Here is a 16,999-nt window from a genome sequence, read left to right on the forward strand (position 1 = left end):
TCCGCCACCGATCACCGGGAAGGTTGGGTTCGGCAACACCGCAGGTGGAATGGGGCGATTCCAGGGAATTCATGCCGCTGGAATATGCCGAAACACACGGGTGGAATGCCGTCCTCCCCCGGGGCAATTCCCCGGGATGGCACGCGGGAGGGCAAGCGGGCGGCCATCATGAAGGCATGGCGGGCAGGGGTGGATCCGAGCGGCCGCAGCGGGTGGAATCCGGTCCCGCGGCGGGCCCCTTACCCGTACTCGCGGCCGGGGCCGAGGGTGCGGAGGCGAGCGCGCTGGATCTGCTGGGCGACCCCTCGCTGGCCGAGGTCCATCTGACCTCGCGGCCCGAGTCGGCGTCCACCGCGCGCCGGATGGCACTGGACGTGCTGCGCAAATGGGCCCTGCCGGCCTACGGCGAGACGGTCGAGCTGCTGGTGTCCGAGCTGGTCGGCAACGCGGTGCGGCACACCGGGGCGCGCAGCTTCGGCCTGCGGTTACGGCGGCGGCGCGGCTGGATCCGGGTCGAGGTGCGCGACCCCTCGCGCGCGCTGCCCTGCCTGCTGCCGGTACGCGAGACGGACGTCAGCGGACGCGGCCTCTTCCTCGTCGATCACCTGTCCGACCGCTGGGGTGTGGACCTCCAGCCGCGCGGCAAGACCACCTGGTTCGAACTGCGGGTGCAGGACCGCGGCTGATCCCCCCCGGGCACACGTGAAGAGGCCCTTCGCGTCGGGGTAACGACAGCTGGAAGGGCCTCTTCATGACCGCCGCGGAGCAGGGGGGTGTGGTCCACGGCGCTTGTGGAACGGCCGGGCTCGGGTCGATCGGCCGTTGAACCGACTCTCGCACGCGGCGCCGCGCGTAGGCAAACACCCTTATGGTACAAGTCGTGCAATCCGGACAAAATGCCGCTCACTCTGGGGGTGATGTGCGCCACCCGCCTTGCAAACCACGGAAAGTTCGCACTGCCGTCTTCCAATGTTCCGGTGCGAGCCCTCCGTGGATCCCGCGGAAAACCGCGGGAACGTCCCGGCGGCCCGGCTCCTCCTGACAGGGCAGGAGAGAGGACCGTACCGGCGAGACGGTGGTCCTCGTGACCGAGGAGTCGACATGACCAGCGACGTTTCCGCGACGGGCACCGCGCGGCCGGACCTGCCCGATCCGGTGGAGCTGCCCGAGCTGCCCGAGCTGCCCGAGCTGCGCGGGCTGCCCGAGGTGCCCGGCGTCCGGCACCGCTTCGTCACCGCGGGCGGCGTGCGCCTGCACGTCGCGGAGGCCGGGGCGGGGGAGCCCGTCGTCCTGCTGCACGGCTTCCCGCAGCACTGGTACGGCTGGCGGCGGATCATCGCGCCGCTCGCCGCCCACCACCGGCTGCTGTGCCTGGACCTCCGCGGCTTCGGCTGGTCCGACGCCCCCGCCCGCGGCTACGACACCGCCACCCGGGTCGCCGACGTCCTGGCCGCGATGGACGCCCTCGGGGTGCCACGGGCCCGGCTGATCGCCCACGAGTTCGGGGCGTGGACGGGCTTCATGGCGTGCCTGACCGCGCCCGAGCGCTTCAGCCACTTCCTGGCGCTGAACGTCGTCCACCCCTGGCCGCTGCACCGCCGCCTGCTGCCGCAGGCCTGGCGCTACTGGTACACCACGCCTCTGGAACTGCCCCTGTCCGGCCGCACCGTGCTGCGCCGCGTCCCCGCCTTCACCCGCTACCTGCTGCGCAAGGGTCTCGCCGACCCCGCCGCCCGGGAGCCCGCGGCGACCGAGGAGTTCGTCCGCTCCGCCGCCGAACCGGACCGGGCGCGGGCGGCCGAGGCGATGTTCCGGCAGTACGCGGTGCGCGACATCGGACGGCTGGTGCGCGGCACGTACCGGGGGCTGCGCCTGGTCACACCGACGGTCATCCTGTCCGGCGACCGGGACTTCGCGCTGCCGCCGAGCGTGCTGACCGACCCCGGCGAGCGGGCCGACGACCTGCGGATCGAGATCGTGCCGGACTGCGGCCACTTCGTCCACGAGGAGCGGCCCGACGCGGTCGTGCGCGCCGCGCTGGAGCTGTTCGCCCGCGCCTGACGCCGTGCCGCCCGCCCGCGGACCCGGGTCCGCGGGCGGTCAGGCGCCGCGCCGGGCCTCGACACGGCGCCGGGCCCGCTCGATCATCCTGCGCCCGCGGTACGGCCCGAAGCCGCGGGCCGCGAGCAGCGACACCGGGAGCAGGGCGCGGTGCCGGGCGGCCCCCAGCACCGCGAACCGGGTGCCGTCGCCCTCGGGCACCGCGGCCATCCCGCCCACCACGCCCCTGCTCTGCATCAGGCACCAGCCGGGCCGCAGCACCACCTCGAAGTACGCGCGGTGCCCCAGCGGCCCGTACGCCCAGGCCCCGGCCCGCCCGCCGGTGCCGTCCGGGGCGTCCGCGGTGTCCGTGCCGTCCAGGCCGTCCGCGGTATCCGTGGCGTCGGACATGCGGAACGCGCGGATCGTCGGCACCAGTCGGGGCAGTTCGCCCGGCAGGTCCGAGGCCATCGACCACACCTCGGCGAAGGGCGCGTCCACGTGATCCTCGGCGTACACCGCGGCGCGCAGGCCCGCCGCCATCACGCGCAGCCGCCGCACGGGGTCGAGGTCCGTCGCGGGCCATGTGCCGGTCATCGGGTCCATGCCTTCCGGAAGCTGGTGCGGGCCCGGTGCAGCCGGGACCTGACCGTACCGCGGGAGATGTTCAGCACCTCGCCGGCGGCCTTCTCGTCCAGGCCCTCCAGCTCGCGCAGCACCAGGATCGCCCGGTGCTCCGGGGTCATCCGGCGCAGGACGTCGTGGACGTCGCCGGCGAGCTCCGGGCCCGCCGTCGGCGGGAGGCCGTCGACGTGCTCGACGGGGGTCTCGCGCGCCGCGCGCCGGGCCACCCGTACCGCCTCGCGGACCGCGATCACGCGCACCCACCCGTACAGCGCGAGCGGGTCGTGGAGTCCGCCGATGCCGCGGAAGACGGCGATGAGCGCCTCCTGCACCGCGTCGGGCGCGTCCCCGCGCGCGATCGGCGCGCACAGCCGGGTGACGTACGGGGTCAGCAGGTCCAGCAGATCGCCCAGCGCCAGGGCGTCCCCGGCCTGGGCCGCCCGCACCAGCGGGACGGCCGTGACCCACGGCCCGTCCCGGGGTTCCCGGGGCTCGGGGGGCGGGTCCGGTGGCCGGGGCGGTGTCCCCTTGCGTACCGGTGGCATGCGCGCGTTCCTCTCCTGAGCGGGGTCGTCCACCCCGTGAGGAGGAGGCCCGCGCCGCGGACGATCCCTGCGTGCCGACAATTGTCCGCGCGGCTTCCGCGGAGCCGGCAAAGGGGGAGGGGGTGCGCGGGCCGGAGCCCGCGCACCCCCTCGTGCCGGCTTCGTCCCGTGCTACGGGCGCAGCCGGATGACCTGCGGGTCGTGGTCGCTGGTCTGGTTCGCGAACTCGGAGTTGATGTGCACGACGTCGTAGGCGACGTGGCTGTCCAGGTTCGGCGAGACCAGGATGTGGTCCAGCACCTGGGAGTTGCCCTCGTAGACGTAGGAGTAGCGCTCCTTGACCGGGAGGGTGTTGACCAGGTCGGTGAGCACCGAGCCGTTGCCGGTCAGGCTCTGCACGGCGGGCGAGAACTGGTAGTCGTTCAGGTCGCCGAGGACGACGACGTCCGCCTTCTTGTCGGCGGTCTCCAGCTGCTGCACGAAGTCGTGCTCCAGGATCGCCTGCCGCACCCGCTGCACCTCGGAGCTGCGCACCGGGGGCTGGAAGCGCGAGTCGATGCCCTGGTCGCCGCCCTTGCTGTCGAAGTGGTTGGCGATGACGAAGAGCTTCTTGCCGCGGAAGGTGAACTGGCCCACCAGCGGCTTGCGGCTGGTGTTCCACGCCTGGTCGTTGGGGGCGATACGGCCCGGGGAGGCGGTCAGCGCGGTCGCGGAGCCGGTGCCGGTGATGCCGACCGCGGTGGTCGAGTCGCCGCCGGGGATGTCGGTGAAGCCGACGCGCTGCGGGTTGAACAGGAAGACCTGGCGGATGTTGCCGCCGGGCTGCCCGCCGTCCTTGTCGTTGACCGGGTCGATGCCGCGCCACTGGTAGCGCGGGCCGCCCGCCGCCACGATCGCGTCGGTGAGCTTGGTCAGCGTCTGGTCGGCGGCCACCGTGCCGTCGTCCGTCGCCCCGTTGTTGTCCTGGATCTCCTCCAGGGCGACGATGTCGGGCGAGCGCAGGTTGTGCACCAGGCCCTGGGCGAGCGCGTCGAACTTCGACTGCGGGTTGCCGGGCGCGAGGTTCTCCACGTTGTACGTGGCCACGGTCGCCTGGTCGGCGGCGGCCTTCGCGGTGACCTCGGGCGTGATGCCGCCGCTCTTGACCGTGCCCAGCTCGCGGGCCTGGACCGCGTACGTCCCGGCGAACTGGTTGTAGTCCAGCGGGCCCGACGTCGTGCCGCGCAGCGTGTCGCCGACGTTCGCGACCGGGAAGGGCGAGGTCGCCGTCGGCAGCAGTGACTGCACCATCAGGCGGCCGGAGTTGGGCTGGTCGTAGCCGGTGTAGAGGGTGCCGCCGCGCTTGGTCGGGTCCTGCTTGGGCTTGACGGTGACCCACAGCTCGGAGTACGGGTCGGTCGCGCCGACCACACGGGTGTCCTTGATCTGGACGTTCATGCCCTCCAGCGACGCGTACAGGTCGAGCGCGTAGTCCGCCGGGCGCAGCGGGAGGTCCTCGATGCTGCCGCCGCCGGCGCTCGGCACGAAGGCGTCGGGCACGTGCTTGTCGTCCAGCACGACGGGCGCGGGCAGCGCGTTGCCGGAGGAGACCTTGGTGACGGTGGGCTTGGTGAGCTCGGTGACCGCCTGCACGCCGGTGTCGGCGCCGCCCGGGTAGTACTGGGAGACGGTGCCGGCCACCGTGACGGCGTCGCCGACCGTGACGGTGGGGCTGGAGCTGGTGAAGACGAAGATGCCCTCGCTGGTGCGCGGGTCGGCGTCGGGCTGCGGGTCCTGCATCCAGAAGCCGCGCGAGGAGCCGTAGTCGCGCACGCCGGTGACGATGCCGGTCACGCCGGTCACCGCCTTGCCGGCCAGCGGGCTGTTGCGGGTGTCGCCCTGGATGTCGTGGATCTTCGCCTCGACGCCGGTCGGCGGCGGGGTGGTCGGGGGAGTCGTCGGGGGCGTGGTGGGCGGGTTCGTCGGGCCGCCGGTGCCGCCGGAGTTCTGCGGGGTGGGGTCGCCCGCGGTGAAGTCCGCCGCGTTGTCGTCGGTGTCGGTCAGGCCCGCGCCGCGGGCGACCGAGGCGGAGTTGCTCGCGCCCGCCGCGGCGCCGCTGCCCTCGTGGACGACCGCGGTGCCGTAGCCGACCAGGTCCTTGACCCGCGGGTCGGCGGCGCAGTCGGCGGCCGTCAGGCAGGTCAGCGGGTCGGCGCCGGAGACCAGCGCGACCGTGCCGGTGGTGCCGGACATGTTGATGGCGCCGGTCACGTCCGGGGTGGGCAGCGCGCTGCTGCCGCCGGTGCCCGCCGCCTCCTGGACCAGCAGGTGGCCGCCGCCGGCCAGCGAGCCGGTCAGCGCGGTGGCCTGCCACTTGGAACTGGCGGTGGGCGCGCCGGGCAGGTACTGCACGCTGTAGCCGCTCAGGTCGACGGACGCGCCGCCGGCGTTGGCCAGCTCGATGAAGTCGTTGGTGTAGGTGGCGCCGGAGTTGCCGCCACCTCCGTAGACCTCGGAGATCAGCGCGTCGGCCGAGGGCGCGGCGAAGGCGGCGTGCACGCCGACCCCGGCCAGCACCATGGCGCCCGCTATGCCGATCGGCAGGAAGCGCTTGCGGAGGCCGGCGGGCAGCTGCCCCGCCGGGCGTGGTGACGTCTCGGTGGCCTCAGAGGGGTGCGACACCGGGGGGTATCTCCTTCATGCGGGGCGGTCGTTGGTGACGGCGCGTCACCGCGGGGCGGTACGCGCACGGTCGGGCCTCAAGATACGCGCGTAGACTCGCCGGGGAAGGGGTTTTCCGGTGAATTCTGGGTGCCGCCCGCCGCTCGTGCGGCTTACCGTCTGATACGTCCGGTCCGCGTACGTGACCGCGCGTCACGTACGCCCCACGCGCCCCGGGCGCAGGCGGTCGGCGGACGGCTCCGGGGTGGCGCGGCGGTGTCGCGTGGTGACGGGGTTCCGCGTGCCGGGCTAGCGGCCGGCGGCGGCTTCCGTGCGGGCGGCGTCGCGGATGCCGCTCATGATCATCTCGATGCCGCGGTCGAAGTAGATCCCGGTGTCGGCGCATTCGGCCAGCGGTTCGGCCGCGGCGACCACGTGCGGGTAGCGGCGCGGGGAGAGCGCGAGCAGCGTCGCGCGCTTGGCGCGCACCGCGTCGTCGGCCGCGTCCGGATCGGCGCCGGGCGGAGGTCCGGGGGCGACGATCGCCAGTGCGACGAGCGAGCCGAGTATGTGGCTCGCGGTCTCCGCGCAGTGCTCGACCGACATGCCGCCCTGCCCCATGAGGGCGAGCGACCGGTCGGTGATCTCCAGTCCGGCTTCCGTCGTGACCATGCCGCGGAAGGCGAGGACGGCGGCGTTCGGGTGCGGGCGCAGCGCCTCGGCGAAGGCGACCAGCACGTCGCGCAGTTGGTCGTACCAGGGCCGGTCGTCCGGCTCGGGCAGCACCGCGCCGGACAGCAGCCGGTCGGCGAGGGCGAGCAGCAGGCCGTCCTTGTCGGGGAAGTGCCGGTAGAGCGCCATGGGGGTGACGTCGTGCTGCTGGGCGACCCGGCGGATGGTGACTGCTTCGAGTCCCTCGGCGTCCGCGACGGCGAGGGCGGTGGTGACCAGGTCCTCACGGTTCAAACGCTTCTGTGCGGCCATGTCCGCATCCGCACCCTTCACTCGCAGCTCCCCCCGCTCGGTCGACAGCGTACACACGGCCTGCGGAGTGTCGTTGTTTACAGCGTAAGCTCTGTGTGTATGGTTGTGCCGTAAGCATACGGTGTAAACATCCCTCATCCGAGGTAGCAACCATGCGACGCAGTCCCTGGGCCACCCTCGCGGTGCTGGCCCTCGCCCAGTTCATCGTGGTGCTCGACGTCACGATCGTGAACGTCGCCCTGCCGCACATCCAGACCGATCTCGGTTTCTCCCCCGACGGCCTGCAATGGGTCATCAGCGCCTACACCCTGGTCTTCGGCGGCTTCCTGCTGCTCGGCGGCCGCGCGGCCGACCTGCTCGGCCCCCGCCGGATCTTCGTCGCCGGTCTCGTCCTGTTCGGGGTGACCTCGCTGGCCGGCGGCCTGGCCGGCTCGCCCGGCCTGCTCGTCGCCGCCCGCAGCGTCCAGGGCCTCGGCGGCGCGCTCCTCTCGCCCGCCGCCCTCGGCATCCTGACGGTGACCTTCCCGCACGGCAAGGAACGCAACATCGCGATGGGCGTGTGGGGCGCGCTCGCCGGACTGGGCGGCACCCTCGGCGTGGTCGCGGGCGGCTTCCTCGTCGACGCGCTGAGCTGGCGCTGGGTCTTCATCGTCAACGTCCCCCTGGTCGTCCTCCTGGTCGCCGTCACCCCGCTGTTCGTCCGGCCCATCCCGGCGCAGCGCACCAACCGCTCCTTCGACCTGCTGGGCGCGGTGCTCGCCACCGGCGGCCTGCTCGGCGTCGTCTACGGCGTGGTCCGCGCCGAACCGCTCGGCTGGTCCTCGGCCGAGGTCATCGGCTGCCTGGCCGGCGGGGCGGTGCTGCTCGCCGCCTTCGTCGCCGTCGAGACCCGCACCGCCGCCCCGCTGGTGCCGCTGCGGCTGCTGCGCTCGCGCAGCCTGAGCACCGCGGGCGGCACGATCGCGCTCAACGGCGCGGCCTTCCTGTCGATGTTCTTCCTGACCGCGATCTTCCTCCAGCAGGTGCGCGGGGACAGCGCGCTGCGCACCGGCGTGGAGTTCCTGCCGATGGGCGGCGCCGCCATCGCCTCCGCCGTCGTGGCCAGCCAGCTCGTCACCAAGTTCGGCACCCGCCCGGTGCAGACGGCCGGCAGCGTGTTCGGGGTCGGCGGCCTGCTGCTGCTCTCCCGGGCCGACGCCACCGGCTCCTACCTGGGCCAGATCATGCCCGGCACGGTGCTCTTCGGCCTCGGATTCATCGCGGTGGCCGTGCCCTCGCAGATCGCCGCCGTCGCCGAGGTGCGGCACGACGACGCGGGCGCGGCCTCCGGCGTCTTCACCGCCTTCCAGCAGGTCGGCGGCGCCATCGGGCTCGCCGTCGTCACCACGCTGGCCAACTCCCGCACCGCGCACGAACTGGCCACCGGCGCCTCGCAGTCCGCCGCACTGGTGGCGGGCTTCCAGCGCGGCCTGCTGGTCGCGGCGGTCTTCGCGGCCGGCACCTTCGCCGTCTCGCTCGTCTCGCCCCGCATCGAGCCGACCGCCGAACAGGTCGCCGGGGCGGCGGCAGCGGCGTAACACCCCGGCGTAACACCCGGCGTCCGCGGAACGGGCGGCAGCCGGGCCCCTGACGGGGGAGTGCCCGGCCGCCGCCGCACGTGCGTGGGGCCGCCCCGGACAACGGCCGGAAAACTGCGGCCGACGCTGCCGGGGGAGAGTGCCGGGCGCCCGGCGCCGGAGGAGGGGGACGGCGCCGGGCACCCGGCGGGAGGGGTGGTCTGCGGGAGGCGGCGACGCCACCACATGCGCGGCGGGTCGCGCCGTACCGTTCGCCCGCGGGGGCATCCCTGACGGTATCGCCGCCGCCGCGGCCCGGAGCAACATTTGGCCACCCGGAGCGGCGCCGTCCGCCCGCCCCCTCCGTGACGCGCCGCGGCCCGGCTCCCGCGGACGGGGAGCCGGGCCGGACGGACCTCGCGCGTACGGTGGTTCAGGCCGCGCGGATCAGGACGCGTGGATCAGGACGCGTGGATCAGGACGCGTGGATCAGGACGTGCGGTTCAGGACGCCGTGCACGTCGGCACCGGAAGCGGCGCGGGCGCCGTCCCGTTGGCGGTGAAGCCGAAGGAGACCGAGGCGCCGGGCGCCACCGCCCCGTTGTAGGGCGCGTTGGTCACCGTGACGGCGCTGCCGCTCTGGGAGAGCGTGCCGTTCCACAGGCTGCTGATCGTCGCACCGGACTGCGTCCACTTCACGCTCCAACCGCCGAGCGCGGAGGCGCCCTTGTTCGTGACGCTCACGTCCGCCTGGAAACCGCCGGACCAGGAGTTGGTCAGGGTGAAGGTGGCCGTGCAGCCGCTGCCCGCGGGCGGGGTGGTGGGCGGAGGTGTCGTGGGCGGCGGGGTGGTCGGCGGAGGAGTGGTGGGCGGCGGGCTGGTGGGCGGCGTCGTGGTGCCGTACGTCAGCCCATAGCCGTACGGGAAGAGCGGGGTCTTGCCGTCGCCGTCGTTGACCGGCTCCTGTGAGGCGCTCTGCATCCACGACATCGGCAGCTTGCCGGTGGGCGCGTAGTCGCCGAAGAGCACGTCGGAGACGCCGTTGCCCTCGGTGCCGGGCAGCCAGGCCGCCACCAGCGCCTTCCAGTCCGGGAGTTGGGCGGCGATGTCGAGCGGGCGGCCGGACACCAGCACGGTGACGACCGGCACCCCGCTGGCCTTGAGCTTGGCGAGCACGCCCAGGTCGGTCTGGTCCAGGCCCATCGACCCGGTGCGGTCGCCCTGCCCCTCGGCGTACGGGGTCTCGCCGATGACGGCCACGGCCACGTCGTAGGCCGAGGAGATGCCGTCGCCGGTCTTGCTGTACGTCACCTGCGAGGAGTTGTTCACCGCCGACCTGATGCCTTGCAGGATCGTCGTGCCCGGGGTCGTCGCGCCGCTCGCGCCCTGCCAGCTGATCGTCCAGCCGCCGCTCTGGTTGCCGATGTCGTCGGCGGACTTGCCCGCCACGAAGACCTTCGCGGACTTCGCCAGCGGCAGCACCCCGCCGTCGTTCTTGAGCAGCACCTGCGACTCGCGCACCGCCGTGCGGGCCAGCGCCCGGTGGTCGGCCGAGCCGACCGTGGAGGTGTACGAGCGGTCGGTCAACGGGTGCTCGAACAGTCCGAGTTCGAACTTCTTGGTGAGGATGCGGCGGTTGGCGTCGTTGATCCGGGCCGTGCTCACAGCGCCGGAGGAGACGTCGCTCTTCAGGTCGGCCACGAACGCCTTGTAGTCGGTCGGCACCATCACCATGTCGATGCCCGCGTTGACGGCGGTCGCGACCTCGGCGGCCGTGAAGCCCTGCGCACCGTCGATCTTGTCGACGCCCGCCCAGTCCGACACCACGAAGCCGGAGAAGCCGAGTTCACCCTTGAGCAGGTCGGTGATCAGGTAGTGGTTGGCGTGGTCCTTCACACCGTTCCAACTGCTGTACGACACCATGACCGAGCCGACCCCGCGGTCCACCGCGGCCTTGAACGGCGGCAGATGGATCGCCCGCAGCTCCGCCTCCGTCAGCGTGGCGTTGCCCTCGTTGACACCGCCGTCCGTACCGCCGTCGCCGATGTAGTGCTTGGCGGTGGCCAGGACGGAGGCGGGCCCGCCCAGCGTCTCGCCCTGGAGGCCGGTGATCTCCGAGGTCATCTGCGAGGGCAGGTCGGGCGTCTCACCGAAGGACTCGTACGTACGGCCCCAGCGGTCGTTGCGCGCCACGCACAGGCACGGGGCGAAGTCCCAGTCCACGCCCGTCCCCGACACCTCCTCGGCGGTCGCCCGCCCGATCCGCTGCACGAGCCCGGGGTCGCGCGTCGCGCCCAGCCCGATGTCGTGCGGGAAGATCGTGGCGCCGTAGACGTTGTTGTCGCCGTGCACGGCGTCCACGCCGTAGATCATCGGGATGCCCAGCGGCGTGCTGAGCGCGGTGCGCTGGAAGCCGTCGTACATGTCGGCCCACGAGGTGGCGTTGTTCGGGCTCGGCGCCGAGCCCCCGCCGGAGAGCACCGACCCGATGCGGTACGTGGCCAGGTCGTTCGGCGCCGACGCGAGCGCGGTGCGGTCGACCTGCGTCATCTGCCCGACCTTCTCGTCGAGCGACATCCGCCCGAGCAGGTCGTCCACACGCTGCGCCACCGGCAGCGACGGGTCCTGGTAGGGCAGCCCGGCGGCCTGCGCGGCCGTGTCCGGGGAGGCGGTGCCGGAGGCGTGCACGGCGGCGGTGGTGAGCGAGAGCATCGCGAGCACGGCGCCGAAGGCGAGGGCCGCTCTGCGGTGATGGTGTCTGTGCGTCCTGCTGCTGCTTGGCATGGGAACTCCGTGTGGGGGGAGGCCCGGTGGGGCCCGATGGAGTATGGGAGCGCTCCCATAGATAAGGCCAGCGGTCGCCTGCCGCTGTCAAGGCCGCGGTCGCCTGCGGCGGGCCGGGGCGGTAATCCGCTGGCCGGGCGGCGGGGCGGGTGGGTAGCGTGGCGCGGCCTCCAACTGCAGGGCGGGGTGTGCTGCGCAGTGGCCCGGTCTCGGGCCGGTCGGGCGGGGTGTCCTGTGCGGTGGCCCGGTCCTCGCCCGGCGCGGGCCGACCGCATCGTGACGTGCCCCCGGCCCGTTGTGCGGGTCGTCTCGTACGGTGGCCCGCTTCCGTCGCGCGGGGCGCCCCGGGCCGGGCGCGTACCCGTCGCCCGTCGCGCGGGGCGCCCGGGGCCGGGCACGTACCCGTCGTCCGCCCGCTTCGTATCCCCGACGAGGAGTCCCCGCATGAACCTCCCCGGACCCGACGTGATCGCCGCCTTCGGGCTGACCGGACACCCCGTGCCGCTGCCGGGCGGGCAGGGGGAGAGCGTGCGGGTGGGGGACGGTGTGCTCAAGCCCGCCGGGGAGGACACCGGATACGCCGAGTGGCTCGCGGGCGTGATGGCCTCGGTCGTGGCGGACGGATTCCGGGTCGCCCGCCCGCTGCGGGCCGTGAGCGGCGGCTGGTGCCACGGCGGGTGGACGGCGAGCCGCTACGTGCCCGGCGCCCCGCATCCTGCGGAACCGCGCTGGGGCGACATCCTCGCGGCGGGGCGGGCGTTCAACCGCGCGCTGGCCGGTGAGCCGCGCCCCGCCCTCCTCGCCGGGCGCGACGACCCGTGGGCGGTCGGCGACCGCGTCGCCTGGCAGGAGCAGGCGCCCGACGTCATGCGCGAACTGCTGCCGTCCTACGAGGAGTTGACCGCCCTCGCCGGACCGCCGCCGTACGCCGACCGGCCGCAGCTCGTGCACGGCGACCTGGCCGGCAACGTCCTCTTCGCCCCCGGACTGCCGCCCGCCGTCATCGACTTCTCGCCCTACTGGCGCCCGCCCGCCTTCGCCGAGGCGATCGTCGTCGCCGACGCCCTGCTCTGGTACGACGCCGGCCCCGGCCTGCTCACCGCGACCGCCACCGCGAACGGTACGGGCTTCCTCCGCTACGTCGCCCGCGCCCTCGTCTTCCGCCTCGTGACGGACAGCGAGCGCTTCCGCACCCCCGGGACCCCGCCCGACCTCGACCTCCCGACCGAGTCCCGCCGCTACGCCCGCGCGTCGCGACTGCTGCGCGCCGCGAGCTGAGGCGTGCGTCGGCAGCCCCGGGCGTCGGCTGTGCCGTCCGCCCTGGGAGGCCGACGAATACCTAGACTGGACGGTGTGCCGGATGTGCTGGGAACAGGTGCGGACGATGGAGGTGCGCGATGACGGTCACCGAGGATCGGCCCCAGATGCTCGCCGAGGAGTTCGAGCGTATTGCCGCCGCAGCTGAGCGGGAGGGCGTTCGGCTGGAGTTCGTCCACGGGAAGCTGGTGGTCAAGGCTGTGCCGGACGGGGATCACGACGAGATCGTCCGCTGGGTCATGGAGCACTGCATGCAGCAGCGCCCCGATCTGTGGCTCTACCCGGAACGCGGACTGAAGGTGGAGACCTACCGCAGGGGCCATGCCAAGCCGGACGGGACCTTGGCGCCCAAGGGCAGTTTCGCCGGTCAGGGGGAGTGGGCGGGCGCCGACCAGGTGGTGATGGTGGTGGAGGTGACGTCGTACGACACCGACACCGACAAGCGGGACCGGGAGGAGAAGCCCCGCGCGTATGCCGAGACCGGCATCCCGGTCTACCTGCTCATCGACCGCGAGTCTTGTGAGCTGCTGGTGTACAGCGAGCCTGAGGACGGCGCCTACGGCAACATCGCTCGGCGGTCATTCGGCAGGACGACGACCCTGCCCGAGCCCGTGGGGATCACCCTGGACACCGAGCCCTTGAAGGACTGGGTGCGCTGACGCCCGCCGTCATCTGAAGATAGGCGGGTCCCGGCGTGTCGCGGTCAGGGGTGGAGGACGATCTTGCCGTGGGCGTGGCCGCCCTCCAGGTCGCGGAAGGCGTCGCACAAGCCGCGCGTCTCCGGGCCGGTCTCGACCACGACACCGGCCAGGTCGCTGCCCTGCCCGGAGGGGAAGGACGCGGGCCAGCGCCCGTGCCGCGCGCCCTCGCGGATCATCACCTCGCCCGGCTGGATCCCGGCCGCCCGCACCGCGACCAGCACCTGCCCGGGACTGCGGTGGAGGTGAGTTGACGCCCAGGCGTTCTGGCGGCGGCGGCCCGCCCGCCCTAAGGTGCTGCGCGCGTCCCCGGCGTGCTGTCGCCCGTCGGCCCGATCCTCCCCTACGAGTGGAGAAAACCGTGGGCCACACCATCGTCGTCGCCCGGAGGGCGGCCGCCCTGCTGGGCGCGCTGGCGCTCGCCGTCGTCGGCTCGGCCGCCACCGCGCACGGCACCACCGCGCACGACGCTGCCGCGCATCCGCACGGCAGTTGCGCGGACGCCCGGGGCACGCTGCTGTTCTGCGAGGACTTCGAGGGCATGCCGCGCGGGACCACCACCGGCCGGGGCTGGACGGCGAACACCGGCAACGGCACGCTCACCGTGGAGCGGGACACCGCGCACGGCCGCGAGCACCGGGCCGGGCAGGTGCTGCATGTGCGCACCGAGGCCAACGGGCATGCGTTCGTCCAGGTCAACGGCCTGTCGGCACCCGGCAACAGCTTCTACGGGCGGATGCGCGTCCGCATCGACGCGCTGCCGACCGCCCCGGACTGGGCCCACTTCACCCTGGTGGAGGCGACGGGCACGGGCGACGGCAGCGTGGTCCGGCCGATCGGCGGCCAGTACGTGCCCACCGTGGGCGGCGGTACGGACCTGTGGGGCGTCGGCTCCGACGGCGGCCCGACCGGCGACTGGACGAACTGGCAGGCGACCTCCCCCGCGCGGGCCGACCGCTGGACGTGCGTCGAGTGGCGCCTCGATGCCTCCGACAACCGCGTCTCGGTCTGGCTCGACGGCCGCCCCCACCCGGACCTCACCGTCGACACCACCGACCACGGCGGCAACCCGGTGGACTTCGTCCTCCCGCGCATCGACACCGTCCGCATGGGCTGGCAGCTCTACCAGCCCGGCCCCACCCCGTCCGCCTACGACCTGCGCCTGGACGACCTCGCCCTGTCCACCCACCGGCTGGGCTGCGAATGACGGTACGCGAGCAGGCAGGTCGTCAAATCCCGTGCGGAGGCGGCGAGATAGGGTCGTCGGCAGCCGCGTCGCCGCCCAGCGGCGGGCTGCGAGGCGAAGGGGGAGAGCCGCGGTGGCCGAGGGGACGATGTTCAGCGTCTACGGGCGGATGACCGCGCTGCCGGGGCGGCGGGACGAACTGGCCGCCGTGCTCGCCGAGGGCTTCCGGGCGGGCGGCGAGGGCAGCGGGCTGCTCGCGTACAGCGTCAACGAGGCCCTCGACGACCCGGACACGCTGTGGCTGACGCAGCTGTGGGTCGACAAGGACGCGCACGACACCACCACCCGCTCCGCGGCCGTCGCCGCGGTGAGTGCGCGGGTCCCGTCGCTGCTGGCCGCGGCGCCCGAGGGGTGCTACGGGCACGCCGTGCACGTGCGCGGCTCCGCCGTCGGCGGGGCCTGACCGCGGCGCTTCCCCCGCCTCCCCGACTCCCTGCTTCCGTGGAAGTCGGTGGAGCCGGTCTCCCGCCCGGTGCTAGCGTGCGGGAGACCCGGGGGGACCCGGGAGACCGCTGCCGCCCCGTGAAGGACACGCCGTTGTACACCTCGTGAGACACCCCGAGCGCTGAATCCGTCGCGCGTCGCGCCCTGTCCGTGCGCCGCGCTGCTTTTCGCTGCATCTCGCTGTGGTTCTCTCACGGGAAACGGTGTCTGTCTGTGTCCACGACCCTTGGGGCGGGCGTGCCCGCCTGCCTGCTGAACGTTCTCCACCGCTGCCACGGGTGCGCCTCCGGGCGCCCGCGTACGGACGGCGGATTCCTGCACAACGACCTCTCCGCAGAGTTCGCCGTCTCCGGCGCCTCCGCGGGCTGCCTTCGGTGCGTCGCCGTGCTCGCCCTCCCGGAGCGGGCGGGCCTGCCCGGCGGGCGCCGCCGGGCCCGGGGCGACCGGGTCCGGGGCGGGCGCCCCGCCTGGCAGTCGCCGTACGGTCCGGCCCCGCACCGCGCTCCCCGCGACCGGTGGGCGCGCGCGGCGGCGCCGACGCCGACGCGGTCCGTCCCGCGGCGCGGCCACGTGTGCGGGCGCTGCGACTGACGACGGCCCGGGGCCCGTCCGGCGCGATCCCGTCCGCCGGGCGGGCCCGCCGCCCCGGGGCCTGTCGTGTGGATCTCCGCGGCGTCGCGTGCCCCGGCATGCACCTCTTCCCCCTGCCTTGAGGGGACCCCCACCGCGTTGCCTCCCTCCTCCGCCTTGCGTCTGGGGGTACTTCCCCGGCGAAGCTCTGGGGCGGCGCCGGATCCCGCTCCTCCCTCCGCGGAGATCCACACGACAGGCCCCACCCCCTACGCTGCCGTGGCATGCAGCAGACGCGTCTCGACCTCGACCGGATCCGGGCGGCCCGCCGGGTCATCGACCCCGTCTTCCTCGACACCCCGCTCTACCGCTGCGACGCGCTCGCGCCCGTGCTCGGCTGCACGGTGAGCGTCAAGCTCGAAACGGCGAACCCCGTGCGCAGCTTCAAGGGCCGCGGTACGGAACTGGTCGCGAGCCTGCTCGCGGCGCAGGGGGCGGCAGCCGCGGTGTGCGCGAGCGCGGGCAACCTCGGGCAGGCCCTGGCCTGGTCCGGGGGACGCCGGGGGCTCGACGTCACCGTCGTGGCGTCGCGCTTCGCCACCGCGGCCAAGCTCGACCGTGTCCGCGCGCTGGGCGCCACGCTCGAACTCGTGGACGGCGACCACGAGTCGGCGCGCGAGCGCGCCGCGGACATCGCGCGCCGCGACGGCATACGGCTCGTCGAGGACAGCCTCGACATCGAGACGTGCGAGGGCGCCGCCACCATCGGCCTCGAACTCGCGGCCGCCGCCGCGCCGTTCGACGCCGTCCTGATCGCCCTCGGCGGCGGCGCGCTTGCCACCGGCGTCGGGCACGTCCTGAAAGCCCTGGCCCCCACGACCGAGGTGATCTGCGTCCAGCCGCTGGGTGCACCGGCGTTGACGCTCTCGTGGCGGCAGCGGAGCGTCGTCACCACCGACACGGCCGTCACCATCGCCGACGGCGTCGCCGGGCGCTACCCCATCCCGGCCGTCCTCGACGACCTCCTGCTCGTCGCCGACGACGCGGTCCTGGTCCGCGAGTCGTCGATCGTGGCGGGTATGCGGCTCCTCTTCGACCACGCGGGCCTCGTCGTCGAACCCTCCGCCGCGCTCGGCGTCGCGGCGATCCTGGAGGACCCCGCCCGTTTCGCCGGACGCCACGTGGCCACGATCGTGTGCGGCAGCAACGTCGACATGCCCGCGTACCGCGGGTGGGTGGGCGGAGGCCCGTCCCCCGCCGAGAGCTGACCGCCCCCCCGCCGGGGGAGGAGCACCCGGGACCGCGCGCCCGCGCCGCCGGAACCACCCGCCACCCGGTTCCGCGCGCTGAACGGCGTTCAGCCCGTTGACGGTGCAGCAAGCGCTTGCTACGTTGGCGTGCGCTCGCCGCGCCCGTGTGGCAACAGCGGGGACGTCACAGCCCCTCGACCCGCACCCGCGTCAGTAACCGCTTTCATATTTTCCCGCACGCACGCTGATCCGAGCTGCCCGCACACGCACCGGGCAGCTCACCCCCCCACGCACCTTTCGGA

14 protein-coding genes and 1 pseudogene are annotated in these 16,999 nt (G+C 73.8%); 9 read left to right on the forward strand and 6 right to left on the reverse strand.

From position 1 onward, the window contains the following. Nucleotides 1-176: 176 nt before the first annotated feature. A complete protein-coding gene (locus tag ACWERV_RS16075) occupies nt 177-686 on the forward strand; it encodes an ATP-binding protein (protein WP_398186254.1) in 510 nt (169 codons plus the stop codon). A 415-nt stretch (nt 687-1,101) separates the two neighbouring features. Beyond that, nucleotides 1,102-2,061: an alpha/beta fold hydrolase gene (locus ACWERV_RS16080; protein ID WP_452933233.1), complete on the forward strand. Its 960-nt coding sequence runs from the start codon at nt 1,102-1,104 to the stop codon at nt 2,059-2,061. Nucleotides 2,062-2,100: 39 nt separating this feature from the next. On the opposite strand, the gene ACWERV_RS16085 is transcribed toward ACWERV_RS16080, so the two are convergent. The 4 genes from ACWERV_RS16085 to ACWERV_RS16100 all read right to left on the reverse strand — a co-directional run bounded on the left by ACWERV_RS16085 (nt 2,101) and on the right by ACWERV_RS16100 (nt 6,833). Next, nucleotides 2,101-2,637: a hypothetical protein gene (locus ACWERV_RS16085; protein WP_452933235.1), complete on the reverse strand. Its 537-nt coding sequence runs from the start codon at nt 2,635-2,637 to the stop codon at nt 2,101-2,103. Further along, on the reverse strand, nt 2,634-3,209 hold the full coding sequence (locus ACWERV_RS16090; RefSeq protein ID WP_452933237.1) for an RNA polymerase sigma factor: 576 nt from the start codon (nt 3,207-3,209) through the stop codon (nt 2,634-2,636). The genes ACWERV_RS16085 and ACWERV_RS16090 overlap by 4 nt, the downstream gene beginning before the upstream one ends. A 171-nt stretch (nt 3,210-3,380) precedes the next feature. Further along, nucleotides 3,381-5,768, reverse strand: coding sequence for an endonuclease/exonuclease/phosphatase family protein (locus ACWERV_RS16095; RefSeq protein ID WP_452933304.1), 2,388 nt, complete (start codon nt 5,766-5,768; stop codon nt 3,381-3,383). A 390-nt stretch (nt 5,769-6,158) separates the two neighbouring features. Beyond that, nucleotides 6,159-6,833 carry a TetR/AcrR family transcriptional regulator gene (locus ACWERV_RS16100; protein WP_398186243.1) on the reverse strand — a complete coding sequence of 225 codons (675 nt, stop codon included), beginning with the start codon at nt 6,831-6,833 and terminating at the stop codon, nt 6,159-6,161. A gap of 152 nt (nt 6,834-6,985) precedes the next feature. Here ACWERV_RS16100 and ACWERV_RS16105 point away from each other — a divergent pair, with 152 nt between their 5' ends. Further along, on the forward strand, nt 6,986-8,410 hold the full coding sequence (locus tag ACWERV_RS16105) for an MFS transporter (protein WP_452933239.1): 1,425 nt from the start codon (nt 6,986-6,988) through the stop codon (nt 8,408-8,410). 482 nt (nt 8,411-8,892) lie between these two features. On the opposite strand, the gene ACWERV_RS16110 is transcribed toward ACWERV_RS16105, so the two are convergent. Continuing rightward, nucleotides 8,893-11,172 (reverse strand): glycoside hydrolase family 3 N-terminal domain-containing protein, encoded by a 2,280-nt coding sequence (locus tag ACWERV_RS16110; protein ID WP_452933241.1) that lies wholly within the window; start codon nt 11,170-11,172, stop codon nt 8,893-8,895. Between the two features lie 444 nt (nt 11,173-11,616). Between ACWERV_RS16110 and ACWERV_RS16115 the strand changes: the two genes are divergently transcribed. Both ACWERV_RS16115 and ACWERV_RS16120 read left to right on the forward strand, forming a co-directional pair. Then, a complete protein-coding gene (locus ACWERV_RS16115; protein WP_452933243.1) occupies nt 11,617-12,450 on the forward strand; it encodes an aminoglycoside phosphotransferase in 834 nt (277 codons plus the stop codon). 119 nt (nt 12,451-12,569) lie between these two features. Beyond that, nucleotides 12,570-13,148 (forward strand): Uma2 family endonuclease, encoded by a 579-nt coding sequence (locus tag ACWERV_RS16120; RefSeq protein ID WP_452933245.1) that lies wholly within the window; start codon nt 12,570-12,572, stop codon nt 13,146-13,148. A gap of 122 nt (nt 13,149-13,270) precedes the next feature. On the opposite strand, the pseudogene ACWERV_RS16125 reads toward ACWERV_RS16120, so the two are convergent. Continuing rightward, nucleotides 13,271-13,411: pseudogene (locus ACWERV_RS16125) on the reverse strand (alcohol dehydrogenase catalytic domain-containing protein); the annotation flags it as partial. Between the two features lie 137 nt (nt 13,412-13,548). Between ACWERV_RS16125 and ACWERV_RS16130 the strand changes: the two are divergent. The 4 genes from ACWERV_RS16130 to ACWERV_RS16145 all read left to right on the forward strand — a co-directional run bounded on the left by ACWERV_RS16130 (nt 13,549) and on the right by ACWERV_RS16145 (nt 16,715). After that, a complete protein-coding gene (locus ACWERV_RS16130; protein ID WP_452933247.1) occupies nt 13,549-14,394 on the forward strand; it encodes a hypothetical protein in 846 nt (281 codons plus the stop codon). Between the two features lie 112 nt (nt 14,395-14,506). Continuing rightward, nucleotides 14,507-14,836, forward strand: coding sequence for a putative quinol monooxygenase (locus ACWERV_RS16135; protein ID WP_452933249.1), 330 nt, complete (start codon nt 14,507-14,509; stop codon nt 14,834-14,836). A 254-nt stretch (nt 14,837-15,090) separates the two neighbouring features. Beyond that, nucleotides 15,091-15,468, forward strand: a complete 378-nt coding sequence (locus ACWERV_RS16140) for a hypothetical protein (RefSeq protein WP_452933251.1) — start codon at nt 15,091-15,093, stop codon at nt 15,466-15,468. A 263-nt stretch (nt 15,469-15,731) separates the two neighbouring features. Beyond that, nucleotides 15,732-16,715 (forward strand): threonine ammonia-lyase, encoded by a 984-nt coding sequence (locus ACWERV_RS16145; protein ID WP_452933253.1) that lies wholly within the window; start codon nt 15,732-15,734, stop codon nt 16,713-16,715. The last annotated feature ends 284 nt before the right edge of the window (nt 16,716-16,999 follow it).

This window comes from Streptomyces sp. NPDC004031 (assembly GCF_053604375.1).

Bases quoted from the DNA above. Each gene is read 5' to 3' on its own strand.
- ACWERV_RS16120 (WP_452933245.1), top strand. From the start codon at position 12,570: ATGACGGTCACCGAGGATCGGCCCCAGATGCTCGCCGAGGAGTTCGAG.
- ACWERV_RS16085 (WP_452933235.1), bottom strand. From the start codon at position 2,637: ATGACCGGCACATGGCCCGCGACGGACCTCGACCCCGTGCGGCGGCTG.
- ACWERV_RS16110 (WP_452933241.1), bottom strand. From the start codon at position 11,172: ATGCCAAGCAGCAGCAGGACGCACAGACACCATCACCGCAGAGCGGCC.
- ACWERV_RS16075 (WP_398186254.1), top strand. From the start codon at position 177: ATGGCGGGCAGGGGTGGATCCGAGCGGCCGCAGCGGGTGGAATCCGGT.
- ACWERV_RS16100 (WP_398186243.1), bottom strand. From the start codon at position 6,833: ATGGCCGCACAGAAGCGTTTGAACCGTGAGGACCTGGTCACCACCGCC.
- ACWERV_RS16095 (WP_452933304.1), bottom strand. From the start codon at position 5,768: ATGGTGCTGGCCGGGGTCGGCGTGCACGCCGCCTTCGCCGCGCCCTCG.
- ACWERV_RS16090 (WP_452933237.1), bottom strand. From the start codon at position 3,209: ATGCCACCGGTACGCAAGGGGACACCGCCCCGGCCACCGGACCCGCCC.
- ACWERV_RS16105 (WP_452933239.1), top strand. From the start codon at position 6,986: ATGCGACGCAGTCCCTGGGCCACCCTCGCGGTGCTGGCCCTCGCCCAG.
- ACWERV_RS16145 (WP_452933253.1), top strand. From the start codon at position 15,732: ATGCAGCAGACGCGTCTCGACCTCGACCGGATCCGGGCGGCCCGCCGG.
- ACWERV_RS16115 (WP_452933243.1), top strand. From the start codon at position 11,617: ATGAACCTCCCCGGACCCGACGTGATCGCCGCCTTCGGGCTGACCGGA.
- ACWERV_RS16080 (WP_452933233.1), top strand. From the start codon at position 1,102: ATGACCAGCGACGTTTCCGCGACGGGCACCGCGCGGCCGGACCTGCCC.